Genomic DNA, 12174 nt, shown 5'->3' with positions numbered 1-12174 from the left:
TGGCGCGAGACAGCGCGCGCCGCGCGCCGGAAATTCTCCGGTTCTTGCCTAATCCTCTCACGCTGTTGCGCAGCCGGTGCGAATGCGCGATGCTGGCGCAATGAGCGAAGCGCTGCAGGAGTTGATCGAGATCGCCAGCCGCCATGCGCGCGGGCGAAGAACAAGAACGGCGATTCCCCGCGTTTCGATCGGCCGCAGCGAAGTCGCCACGGCGCCAATACCAGGGGTGTGGGGGTCGGGGATCTTATTCGTACTGCAGGGCGCGAAGACGGTTCTGATCGGCGACCGGGCTCTTCGTTACAATCCGGCCAGCTATTTCATCTATACTGTCGAGACGCCCAACATCAGCCAGATACTCGAAGCGAGCGCGGCGCGTCCTTACCTGGCCATTGGCTTGACCCTTGACCTGCAGGCCGTCGCCGCGCTCCTCGTCGAGCACGCGCCGGCCCTCAGTGGCGACAGTTTCTCCACCTCTCCCGCTGATGACGACCTGCTCGACGCGTTGCGTCGAATGATGCGGCTGCTTGACCGGCCAGCGGAGATTCCCGTGCTCGCGACCATGATCGAGCGAGAGATGCTGTTTCGGCTCCTGCAAGGCCCCCAAGGCGGAAAGCTCCGTGAACTTGCGCGCGCCGATGGCCATCTGTCCCGGATTGGCCGGGCGATCGCCTGGATCCGTTCGCATCCCCATCAGCCGGTCCGGGTCGGCGATCTGGCCGAGATTGCCCGTATGAGCAGTGCTGCGTTTTATCGTCACTTCAAGGCGGCGACGGCCATGAGCCCAATCCAGTATCAAAAGCAAATCCGCTTGCTGGAAGCCCGCCATCTGCTGATTGCCCAGCCGGGCAACGTCGCACGTGTCGCCTTCGCCGTCGGCTATGAGAGTGCTTCCCAGTTCAGCCGGGAGTATGCCCGCCAGTTCGGGTCGCCGCCCGCACGCGACGCAGCGCGGCTTTCGGCAGAAGGCGAAACGGCAATAGAGGTGATCTAAGGCTTGCGCTTGCGGCCGCTGTCGCGCCGCTTCTCGCCGACCGCGACGGTCAGCGCCATAGCCAAAGCCATCGTCGCCGACAGCGAGCGGAAGCCGGCGAAATCGGCCTCGGCGACCTCGAACCAGACCCTGGCGAATTGGGCGAGTGGCGAAAAGGAGCTGTCGGTAATCGCCACGATCGGCACGCCTTGCTCCGAAATAACGCGCGCCTCCTCGATGGTGGCCGGGGCATAGGGCGAAAAGCTGATGGCGATCACGGCGTCCCTTGGAGAGGCAAAGCCGATCATCTCTGCATTGAGGCCGGCGGCCGATTCGATCAGCTGGTTGCGGATCTTGAGCTTGCCCAATGCATAGGCGATATAGGAGGCGACCGGGTAGGAGCGCCGCTTGGCCAGCACGTAAATGGTTTCGGCCTTGGCCAGCACGGTGATCGCATCTTCGAAATGGTCTTCATTCAGCGTGTGCGAAATGTCGTTGAGCGAGGTACTGGCTGCGGCAACAAAACCGTCGAAAATCGCGCGGTGGCCGGCGCCTTCCTCGGCCTTGGCGCGCAATGCCGCCAGCCTTTCATCATAGGATGAGTTGCGCTCGCGCAGGCGCTCGCGAAACACCAACTGCAGGCTGGTGAAACCATCAAAACCAAGCTGCTGGGCAAAGCGGATCAGGGTCGAAGGCTGGACACCGGCGGAAGCGGCGATGCTGGCAGCGGTGCCGAAGGCGATATCGTCTGGGTTGTCGAGCGCATAGGCGGCGATCTGGGCGATACGTTTCGGCAGGCTCTGACGCCGCTCCAGTATCGTCGCCCGCAGCGTCTCGAAATCGCGCGGCACCCGTTCGTCCATCGTCGCTCCGCCCAGGCTCATCGTCTGGTTCCCTCTGTGGCCCATCATAGCGGGCCTGTGCAAGAACACCATAAAAAATGAGACAAGCGTTCCATCTGCAGACAAAATGGACTAATTCATCCACACAAATTTTGCGCACAGGGAGGCAAGCGGATGGTCGGGGTAGGTCTTATCGGCACGGGTTTCATGGGCAAGTGCCACGCCATTGCCTGGAACGCGGTCGGCACCGTCTTTCCCGATGTGGCCAAGCCAAGGCTGGTCCATCTGGGCGAGGTCAACGAGGATCTTGCCAAACGCCGTGCCAGCGAATTCGGCTTCGCCAAGGCGTCCGGTGACTGGCGCGCCGTCGTCGACGACCCGGATGTCGATGTCATCTCGCTGACCACGCCGAACCAGTTCCACCCGGAAATGGCCATCGCCATCCTCGAAGCCGGCAAGCATCTGTGGTGTGAAAAACCGATGGCGCCGAGTTTTGCGGAGGCGCAAGCAATGGCTGTGGCGGCCCAAAAGTCCGGCAAGGTGGCCGCGCTTGGCTATAACTATATTCAGAACCCAGCGATCCGCCATATCGGCGCGCTGCTCGACGAAAAGATCATCGGCGAGGTCAACCATCTGCGTATCGAGATGGACGAGGACTTCATGGCCGATCCGGAGGCGCTGTTCTTCTGGAAGCACGAGGCGGCGTCCGGCTACGGCGCGCTCGACGATTTCGCCGTGCACCCGCTGTCGCTCATCGCCGTACTGTTCGGCCGCGTTGCCCGCGTCATGTGCGACATGGCCAAACCCTATGCCGACCGCCGCGTCGCCTCGGGCGGGCGCCGCGCGGTCGAGACCTACGACATCGCCAGCATCCTGATGCATCTCGAAAACGGCATCGCCGGCACGCTGCTGGTCAACCGTTCGGCCTGGGGCCGCAAAGGCCGGATCGCCATCCAGATTTTTGGCTCGAAGGGCTCGATCCTGTACGACCAGGAGCGGATGAATGAGTTCCAGCTCTATCTGACGGCCGACCGACCGACCGAGCAAGGCTACCGCACCATCCTGGTGGCGCCGCATCATAAGCCTTATGACGCCTTCCTGCCGGCGCCCGGCCACGGCCTTGGCTTTAATGACCTCAAGATTATCGAATGCCGGGAACTGTTGACGCGACTTGCCGGCAAGCCGGCGCGGATCATCGATTTCGACGAAGGCCTGGAGATCGAGCGCACGGTGCACGCGATGGCGCGCTCGTTCGCGGAACAGCGCTGGATGGAGGTGCGGTAGTAAGCCCGCGCTGGTCTCCCCTTCCCCCTTGTGGGAGAAGGGGAGACCGAGCGAAGCTCGGTCGGATGAGGGGTGTTGGACGGATCGCTACAGCGAAGAAATAACCGCTTAAAATCCCTCAATATTTTACGCCAAGTTTCTTCCAGCACCCCTCATCCGGCTCGGCGCTGCCCGCCGATCCACCTTCTCCCACAAGGGGAGAAGGAGGTGCTCAGGCGGCTCCCGGACGGCCAGCGATCATGGCGCGTCGCGCCGACCGGCGCTGCTCGACGGCGTCGGCAAGGCCGTGCAGCACCGTTTCGGTGGTTTCCCAGTCGATACAGCCATCGGTGATGCTCTGGCCATAGACGAGCGGCTTGCCGGGCATGACGTCCTGCCGGCCGGCGACCAGATTGCTCTCGATCATGACGCCGATGATGCGCTCGTCGCCTGCCGCGATCTGGCCCGCCACGTCAGCCGCCACCAGCGGCTGGTTTTCCGGCTTCTTGTTGCTGTTGGCATGACTGACATCGATCATCAGCCGAGGTGCCACGCCGATCCGGCCGAGCTCAGCGGAGGCAGCAGCTATGCTTGCCGCGTCGTAGTTGGGCACAATGCCGCCGCGCAGGATGACGTGGCAGTCCTCGTTGCCGGTGGTCGTCGCGATGGCGCTGCGCCCACCTTTCGTCACCGCCATGAAATGGTGCGGCTGGGCGGCGGATTTCACCGCCTCGGCCGCGATCCGCAAATTGCCGTCGGTGCCGTTCTTGAAGCCGACCGGGCAGGACAGGCCTGATGCGAGTTCGCGGTGGATCTGGCTCTCGGTCGTGCGCGCGCCGATCGCGCCCCAGGCGACGAGGTCGGCAATGTATTGCGGAGTTGTCATGTCGAGGAACTCGGTCGCTGAGGGAAGGCCGAGATTGTTGACCGCCGAGAGCACGTTGCGGGCCATCCGCAGACCCTTGTCGATGTTGAAGCTGCCGTCGAGGTCGGGATCGTTGATCAGGCCCTTCCAGCCGATCGTCGTGCGCGGCTTCTCGAAATAAACCCGCATCACGATCTCCAGCCGGTCCGACAGGTTTTCACGCAGCGATGCCAAACGGCTGGCATAGTCTACGGCGGCGGCCGGGTCGTGGATTGAACAGGGGCCGACGACGACCACCAGCCGATCGTCGGTGCCGGTCAGCACCGCGTGGATCGCATTGCGTGACGCGGCAACGGTGCGCGTCGCCGTCAGCGTGCGCGGTATTTCCCGCATCACCTCGTCGGGTGTGCTCAGTTCTCTGATTTCCTTGACCCGAAGATCGTCTGTGGTCGTCAACACGGCTTATGCTCCTGATTGGGGAGACCTGCCGGCTGAAACAAAAAAGCCGCCAGGTCTGGCGGCTGTTCGGATATTGTTGCTGCAATCTTCAGATCGAGCGCAATCCTCCCGCCGCCAGCGAGTAGCTAAAGTACCAAAACGAGGCGGTCAGGTGGATCATCCGGTTCATATAGTCGAAGCGTAGGCGCTTGTCACGTGTCTGGTGAGGAGGAGGTTTACTCCAGCCCATTCGCGATTGGCTGAAGCCCCCCGAACTTCGTCATCCTCGGGTCTGCGCCGCGTCGCTGCGCTCCTTGCTCCGCCCGTGGATGACGAAGCGTTCCGCTAGACTTGCCGGCGTTATTCCGGTGACGCCCCGGCGACGCTCTGGTCGTAATCGACCAGCGACCCGGTCATGACGCCGGACTGCGGGCTGATCATATAGCTGATCAACCGGGCAAGCTGTGCCGGCTTCACCAATTGACCCATCGGCTGCGCGGCCTCGGCCCTTTCCAGCCAGTCGTCCGGCGCGTCGTGCCATTTCTTCTGCACGATCGCCTCGCCCTCGGTGTCCATCCAGCCGGGCAGCACCGCATTGCAGCGGATGCGATTGCCGCGATAGGCATTGGCGACATTCTTGGTGAGTGTCGCCAGCGCTCCCTTGCTTGACGAATAAGGCGCCAGGAACGACTGGCCGCAATGCGCCGACATCGACAGCACGTTGACGATCGAGCCCGGTGCCTGGCGCGCCAGCAAATGCGCCACCACGCCCTGCATCAGGAAAAACGGGCCGCGCACATTGGTCTGGAATATCTGGTCGAACAGATCCTCGGAGGTCTCGACCAGCGAGCCGCGAGCCGAGGTGGCAGCGGCGTTGACCAGCGCGTTGACGGTACCAAAATGGCCAATCGCCGTTTCGACCGCACGCTTGCAGTCGGCCACTTTTGAGACGTCGGCGCTGATGAAGATGGCATCGACGCCTGCCCCCTTGAGGATGGCGACAGCCTTGTCGCCCTTCTCCTGCGAGCGGCCGATCAGCGCCAGCGCCCGGCAACCCTCATCGGCCAGCGCTTCGGCGACGGCAAAGCCGATGCCTTGTGCGCCGCCGGTGACGATGGCGCGTGTTTCGGAATTGCGACCGGCGGAACCGTTCATCGCCTTGCTCCTGTGCTTGATAGTCAGATTGTTTTGTCGAGGCGGACGGTCTTGCCTTCCTTGGCCGATTTCAGCGCCGCATCCGCCAGCCTGAGCGCCACCAGCCCGTCCTTGCCGCTCGGCGCCGCCTTCTTGCCTGACGTCGCTGCCGCGATGAAGGCAGCGATCTCGTTGGCATAAGCGTCGAGATAACGGGTCATGAAGAAATCGTGCAGCGGCGGCCGCGTATAGCCTTTCTCATTGGCCAGTTCGATCGACACCGGCCGCTGGTTCTCGGCCGCAATCATGCCTTTCGAGCCATGCACCTCGATGCGCTGGTCGTAGCCGTAGGTGGCGCGGCGCGAGTTGGAGATAACGCATTGCTTGCCGGAGGCAGTTTCGAGGATGACGCTGACGCTGTCGAAGTCGCCGGCCCCGCCGATCTTCTTGTCGACCAGCACCGAAGCATGCGCGCTGACCGCCACCGGCTCCTCGCCGAGCAGGAAGCGCGCCATGTCGAAATCATGAATGGTCATGTCGCGGAAGATGCCGCCCGAGCGGCCGATATAGTCGAGCGGCGGCGGGCCGGGATCGCGCGAGGTGATTGTCACCATTTCGACAGTGCCGATGGCGCCGTCGTCGATCGCCTTGCGCACGGCGGCAAAATGCGGATCGAAGCGGCGGTTGAAGCCGACCATCAGGGTGGCGCCGGCCTTGTCGACGATGGCCAGGCATTCTTCCACTCTGCCGGCGTCGAGATCGATCGGCTTTTCGCAGAAAATCGCCTTGCCCGCTTTGGCGAAGCGTTCGATCAGATCGGCATGGGTATCGGTCGGCGTGCAGATGACGACCGCATCGATATCGCCGGCCTTCTCGATGGCATCGATGCTGCGCACTTCGGCGCCGTAGGCAGAGGCCAGATCGGTCGCCGCCTTCTCGAAGGCGTCGGCAACTGCGACCAGCCTGGCCTCAGGATTGGAACCGACGGCGCGAGCATGGACCTTGCCGATACGGCCGGCACCGAGAAGAGCAAAGCGAAGAGGCATGAAGAGTTTTCCTTTGAGGATGGTTCGGAAGGGAGGGCGTGTCAGCGCCTGTGGCTCGGCGTTGGCCGTTACGCCGCAAGTTCCGCCTGCCCGGTCTTGGCGCCGGTGATGTAGGAGACGATATCGTTGCCGTCGGTGTCCTGCTTGCGCAAATTGGCGACGATGCGGCCGCGCCGGAAAACGACGATGCGGTCGACCAGGTCGAACACCTGGCGCATGTTGTGAGAGATCAGGATCAGCGGTTCGCCATTCTCCTTCAGCGTGCGGATGATGTTTTCGACCTGCATCGTCTCCTGCACGCCGAGTGCCGCCGTCGGCTCATCCATGATGATGAGCTTGGAAGCAAAGGTCGCGGTTCTGGCAATTGCTACGCACTGGCGCTGGCCGCCCGACATGTGGCGGATAGTGTTGGAAAGATTGGGGATCTTGACCGCTGTGCGGACCAAGGCTGCCTCGGTCGCCTTGCGCATGAACTTGCGATCGAGGATCGAGAAGGGCCCGAGATTGAACAGCACCCGCTCGCGGCCGAGGAACAGGTTCGACGGCACGTCGAGGTCGTCGGCGAGCGCCAGGTTCTGGAACACCGTCTCGATGCCTGCCTCGCGGGCTTCGATGGGGCCGGCAAAATTCACTTCCTTGCCGTCGAACCACATCCTGCCACTGGTGCGCTGCTCGACGCCGGTGATCTGGCGTACGAAGGTCGATTTCCCCGCGCCGTTGTCGCCCATGATAGCGACATGCTCGCCCTTGCGCAGCTCGAAGTCGGCACCCTCCAGCGCATGGACGCCGCCATAATACTTGGTCAGGTTTTCGGTCTTCAGGACGATGTCCGACATGATCAAGCCCTCATTGCCCGCAGGCGTTGGCGCCACTGGTCGAGAACGACTGCGCCGACGATGATCACGCCTTTGACCATCTCCTGATAATAGGCGTCGAGGCGCAGAAAGGTGAAGCCGGAGATGATCACGCCGAAGATCAGCGAGCCGATCACCGTTCCGATGATCGAGCCGCGGCCGCCCGACAGCGAGACACCGCCGATAACCGCCATGGCGATCGCATCGAGCTCGTACATTACACCCATGCCGGCTTGGGCGGTGAGATTCTTGGAGCTCAGCACCACGGCGGCGAGCGCGGCGAGGACGCCGGCAATGACGTAGACGAGGATCTTGTGGTTGGCGATGTTGATGCCGGACATGCGCGCGGCGTCCTCATTGGAGCCGATCGCATAGCAGTGCTTGCCATATTTGGTGTAACTCAGGATCAGCTGGAACAGCACTGCGAGCGATATGAAAATGATGACCGGCATCAGCCCCTTGCCGATGGCGGCGAAACTCTCGGTCGGAAACGAGATCGGCTGCCCCTTTGACCACCATTTGGCGATGCCGCGCGCGGTGACCATCATGCCGAGCGTGGCGATGAACGGTGGGATGCGCGTGTAGGCGATCAAAGCGCCGTTGACCAGGCCGGCCAGCAGGCCGCAGCCGATCGCGACCAGCACGGGCACGATCACCGGCAGGTCGGTCCAGCCCTGGGCGATGAACATCGCCTTGGGGTTCGGGTTGCCGTTGACCGTCGCTACCTGGGCGAAGCTCATGGCTATCATCGCCGTGGCGCCGACGATCGAACCTGAGGACAGGTCGATGCCGCCGGTAATGATCACCTGCGTCACGCCGATGGCAATAATGCCGACGATCGACACCTGCAGGATGATGATCTGCAGGCGCGCTTCGTTGAAGATCGCATCGATATTGTTGCGGGTATTGAAAAGGAAGCTGTCGCCCAGGAAAACCCGGCCGATCAGCTCGAAAGCGCCGACCAGGATGACGAGCGCCAGGAAGACGTTGAATTCGGCCGGCCATGCGCGCCGTTTCGCATCATAGCTGAGCCCGCCGACGCCGTGAGATGTCTGTGCCAATCGTGCTTCCTCCGTCAGCCACGGTCTCCACTCGGCGCTGTTCAGGCCGAGAGGGAAAAGCAGAGCGGCGCTGTCTTACTTTGGCGCGCCGCTCCGTATCGGACAGGTCCGCCTCAGTTCTTCTTCAGGAACTTGTCGATATTTGCCGGCGTGACCAGCTGGAACGGGATGTAGACCTTGTGCTCGACCTTCTCGCCCTTCGCCAGCTTGAGCGCCGCGTCAAGCGCGCCGGCACCCTGGCCGGCCGCGTCCTGGAACACCGTCGCATCGAGGTCGCCCGCCTGCATCGCGGCAAGCGCATCCTGGGTAGCGTCGACCCCGCCGACGACAACCGACTTCATGTCGATGTTGGCGGCCTTCATCGCCTGGATGGCGCCGATGGCGCTTTCGTCATTATTGGCGATGACGCCGTCGAACGGCTTGCCGGTCGACAGCCAGTTGGTCATCAGGTTCTGCGCTTCTTCGCGCTTCCAGTTCGACGTCTGCTTGTCGATGATCTTGATGAAGCTGCACTCCGGCGTGGCGATCACGTCGTCAATGTCCTTGGTGCGCTGCACCGCTGCCTGGTTCGACAGCTCGCCCATGATCACATAGACGTTGGCTTCAGTCTTGCCGGCCTCCTTGAACAGGCGGCAGACCTCCTTGGTCTCGAGCGTGCCGGAATCGGCTTCGTTCGAGGCGACGAAGGCCTGGTTTTCGGGCAGCTTGTCGACGTTGACCGGCTCGCGATTGACATAGACCAGTGGAATCTTGGCAGCGGCGGCTGCGTCCGACATTGCCTGGGTCGCCGAGGTGTCGACCGGGTTGACGATGATGGCGTCGACGCCTGAGGCGGCGAAGTTCTTGATCTGGTCGAGTTGCTTGGCGACGTCGTTCTGCGCATCCTCCACCTGCAGCTCGACGCCGTCCATGCCTTTAGCCTGTTCAATCATGCCGTTGCGCAGCACGGTGAGAAAATTGTCGTCGAACAACGCCATCGACACGCCGATCTTGGCGGCAAAGGCGGACGAACTCATCAGCGCCGCGAACGCGACGCCCAAAAGCAGTTTTTTCATTTTATTTCTCCTCCACATTGGTGTCCGGCTGCACCGATCTACCCGGAATCCCCGATCTCGCAGGGAATTCTCTCCCGATTGCCATTTTTGGTTCCAGAGGCATTTGCCTGAAACAGATCTTCCGGAACGAAAGAACCAAAATGCTCAGATGGTGAAATATTTATTCCATTTCGCGTGGGCGTCAAGCGAGATTTCGCCATGAGGAATGGATTTTCGGCATTTCGAGCGCTTTTGGACGGACGCTCAGGCAAGCGAGGCCTGAAAGCATTCTGATAGATTACATCATGTCTGCCGCCGATGACCGCGACGTCAGATGTTTTCTGGCAGATAAATGTCGAAGGGCAGAAAGGTCTGGCCCGGCGCATTCGCAGCGCCGGTCTCAATGGCATGCGCCATCAGCCCGACAAGCTCGCGGCAAAGCGCCGCCAGTGGCGTCGAGATCACCATGGTCAGGAAATTATCCGCCAGCGCCGCGCGGGAGTCGGGCGTGATCTCGTTGCAGACGACCGCCGGCATCTCAGCCGGCTTTGCCTCCCTCAGCGCCGAGATCGCGCCTTCCATGCCGCCACCGGCGACATAGCAACCGGCGAGATCAGGGTGGCGGGCCAGAAGCTCGATCATTGCATCATGCGTGATCTGGTTCGCTTCCAGATTGACCAACGTCTCGAGGAGAGTGAATTCCGGCGCCTGCTCTCGAAAGAAGGAGCGAAAACCGATCTCGCGAAGCTCATGGCCATGGAAGCGATGGCTGCCGACGAAGAGGGCAACCTTGCCAGGTCTCTTCGCGGCCTTCGAGATCATCCAGGCAGCGGTGCGGCCGACCTTGCGATTGTCCAGGCCAACATAGCCCTCGCGAATACCGGACGCAAAGTCGGAAAGCAGGGAGAACACCGGTACGCCATTGGCTTTGAGAGCCTCGACGGCGACCGTCAGCGTCGGGTGATCAGGCCCGACCAGGGCGACGGCCCTGGATTTGGCGGCCAGCTTGCGCATCCGCTCGACGATCTCGTCCGGCGCCAGCGAAGCGGCGAAGTCGATGGTGGCCACGCCGCGAAAGCGCGGCGACTGCGATACCGCCAGTTCAAGCTCGCGGGCAAATTCGCTGTAGAAGACGTCCTCCCGCCTCAACAGCAGGAAGCCGAGCCGGTATTCGGGCAATTCATGGCGCATCCGCTGCTTGATCAATCCGGCTGCGTGATAGCCGATGCTGGTCGCGGCCTCATAGACGCGGCGCGCGGTTTCCTCGCGCACCGGCAAGCGGTTGTTCAGCACCCGGTCGACGGTGGCAACGCTGACCCCCGAAATGCGCGCCAGGTCGGTGATCGTCGGCCGTTTCGCCATCGCTGCCTCATTCCACTGTTTGGCCCTTTTACACCATTCTGATGGAAAATGATAGAAACTATCTTTGTGATATTGAGCCTGTCAGGGCTCGGCGTTATTTTGAACGCTGACCGAATATGATCGAGGCCTCCGCTATGGTGGATATTGGACTCCGAACCGGGAATACGAGCTCCGCAGCAGCGTCCCGACGCGACTACAGCCTGATCGGCCGCGACGCGAAGCTTGCCGTCGAGAGCGGGCTGGCGGCGGCCGAGTGGTATCACACCGACGTGCCGCGCAAGCAGATGAAGGAGCTGATGCAGCGCTCCGACGGCCCGGCGATCCGCGACACCATCATCTGGCTCGGCACCATGATCCTCAGCGGCGCCGGCGCCGCCTGGTTCTGGGGCAGCTGGTGGTGCGTGCCGTTCTTCTTCGTCTACGGCGTCCTCTACGGTTCCTCCACCGACTCACGCTGGCACGAATGCGGCCACGGCACCGCTTTCAGGACGCAGTGGATGAACGACGTGGTCTATCAGGTCGCCTGCTTCATGATCATGCGCAACCCGGTGACCTGGCGCTGGAGCCACACGCGACATCATACCGATACCATCATAGTCGGCCGCGATCCGGAGATCTCGGTGATGCGTCCGCCCGATCTGCTGCGCGTGGTGCTCAACTTCGTCGGCATTCTCGACGCCTGGCATGCGATGAGCGACATGCTGCGCAATGCAGCCGGTATCGTCAGTCCGGCCGAAAGAACCTTCATTCCCGACCAGGAGCAGCCGAAGGCAATTCGCATTGCCCGCATCTGGACGACAATCTATGCCGCGACCATTGCGCTGGCGCTCTATACCGGCTCGTTCCTGCCGCTGATGCTGGTCGGTCTGCCCAGGCTTTACGGTGCCTGGCACCATGTCATGGTCGGCCTGCTGCAGCATGGCGGCCTGGCTGAAAACGTCACCGATCACCGGCTCAACAGCCGCACCGTCTACATGAACCCGATAAGCCGCTTCATCTACTGGAACATGAACTACCACGTCGAGCATCACATGTTTCCCATGGTGCCCTATCACGCGCTGCCCAGGCTGCACGAACTGATCAAGCACGATCTGCCGGCGCCGACACCATCCATCCTGGCCGGCTACCGCGAGATGATACCGGCTTTCCTGCGCCAGCTGCGCAATGAGGATTATTTCATCAAGCGCGAACTGCCGCCGACGGCGCGGCCCTATCGCGAGGATTTCCACAGCGATAACGCTGCTGTTGCGGTGGCTGCTGAATGACAAGCCCATGCCAACGCACCAAACATCGAGGGACCCGTAA

At 62.1% G+C, this 12174-nt stretch carries 11 protein-coding genes; 3 read left to right on the top strand and 8 right to left on the bottom strand.

Features of this window, described 5'->3' with window-relative positions; all coding sequences use genetic code 11:
* The first annotated feature begins 100 nt into the window (after window positions 1–100).
* On the top strand, window positions 101–991 hold the full coding sequence (locus tag NKH04_RS09685) for an AraC family transcriptional regulator (protein WP_353044278.1): 891 nt from the start codon (window positions 101–103) through the stop codon (window positions 989–991).
* On the opposite strand, the gene NKH04_RS09680 is transcribed toward NKH04_RS09685, so the two are convergent.
* The gene (locus tag NKH04_RS09680; RefSeq protein ID WP_353044337.1) at window positions 988–1833 is read right to left on the bottom strand and encodes a MurR/RpiR family transcriptional regulator; all 846 of its coding nucleotides are present in this window, start codon (window positions 1831–1833) and stop codon (window positions 988–990) included. The two genes, NKH04_RS09685 and NKH04_RS09680, sit on opposite strands and share 4 nt — an antisense overlap.
* A 153-nt stretch (window positions 1834–1986) precedes the next feature.
* Here NKH04_RS09680 and NKH04_RS09675 point away from each other — a divergent pair, with 153 nt between their 5' ends.
* Window positions 1987–3096, top strand: a complete 1110-nt coding sequence (locus NKH04_RS09675) for a Gfo/Idh/MocA family protein (RefSeq protein WP_353044277.1) — start codon at window positions 1987–1989, stop codon at window positions 3094–3096.
* Window positions 3097–3307: 211 nt separating this feature from the next.
* On the opposite strand, the gene NKH04_RS09670 is transcribed toward NKH04_RS09675, so the two are convergent.
* The 7 genes from NKH04_RS09670 to NKH04_RS09640 form a co-directional block, all read right to left on the bottom strand.
* Window positions 3308–4399 (bottom strand): 3-deoxy-7-phosphoheptulonate synthase, encoded by a 1092-nt coding sequence (locus NKH04_RS09670; protein WP_353044276.1) that lies wholly within the window; start codon window positions 4397–4399, stop codon window positions 3308–3310.
* A 339-nt stretch (window positions 4400–4738) separates the two neighbouring features.
* Window positions 4739–5533, bottom strand: coding sequence for an SDR family oxidoreductase (locus tag NKH04_RS09665; RefSeq protein ID WP_353044275.1), 795 nt, complete (start codon window positions 5531–5533; stop codon window positions 4739–4741).
* Window positions 5534–5556: 23 nt separating this feature from the next.
* Window positions 5557–6558 carry an inositol 2-dehydrogenase gene (gene iolG / locus NKH04_RS09660; RefSeq protein ID WP_353044274.1) on the bottom strand — a complete coding sequence of 334 codons (1002 nt, stop codon included), beginning with the start codon at window positions 6556–6558 and terminating at the stop codon, window positions 5557–5559.
* A gap of 68 nt (window positions 6559–6626) precedes the next feature.
* Entirely contained in the window at window positions 6627–7394 is a 768-nt protein-coding gene (locus NKH04_RS09655; protein ID WP_023677519.1) for an ATP-binding cassette domain-containing protein, read from the bottom strand.
* Window positions 7395–7396: 2 nt separating this feature from the next.
* Window positions 7397–8473 (bottom strand): ABC transporter permease, encoded by a 1077-nt coding sequence (locus NKH04_RS09650; RefSeq protein ID WP_353044273.1) that lies wholly within the window; start codon window positions 8471–8473, stop codon window positions 7397–7399.
* Window positions 8474–8586: 113 nt separating this feature from the next.
* Window positions 8587–9528 (bottom strand): sugar ABC transporter substrate-binding protein, encoded by a 942-nt coding sequence (locus NKH04_RS09645; protein ID WP_352614967.1) that lies wholly within the window; start codon window positions 9526–9528, stop codon window positions 8587–8589.
* Window positions 9529–9837: 309 nt separating this feature from the next.
* The gene (locus NKH04_RS09640; RefSeq protein WP_023677522.1) at window positions 9838–10869 is read right to left on the bottom strand and encodes a LacI family DNA-binding transcriptional regulator; all 1032 of its coding nucleotides are present in this window, start codon (window positions 10867–10869) and stop codon (window positions 9838–9840) included.
* A 116-nt stretch (window positions 10870–10985) separates the two neighbouring features.
* On the opposite strand from NKH04_RS09640, the gene NKH04_RS09635 reads away from it, so the two are divergent.
* The gene (locus tag NKH04_RS09635; protein ID WP_502907883.1) at window positions 10986–12134 is read left to right on the top strand and encodes a fatty acid desaturase family protein; all 1149 of its coding nucleotides are present in this window, start codon (window positions 10986–10988) and stop codon (window positions 12132–12134) included.
* Window positions 12135–12174: the final 40 nt, after the last annotated feature.

It is taken from the genome of Mesorhizobium sp. M1365 (assembly GCF_040317865.1).
Lineage (GTDB): Bacteria > Pseudomonadota > Alphaproteobacteria > Rhizobiales > Rhizobiaceae > Mesorhizobium.
The sequence above is the reverse complement of the archived record's forward strand: the minus strand, read 5'-3'. Positions and strand labels throughout refer to the sequence as shown.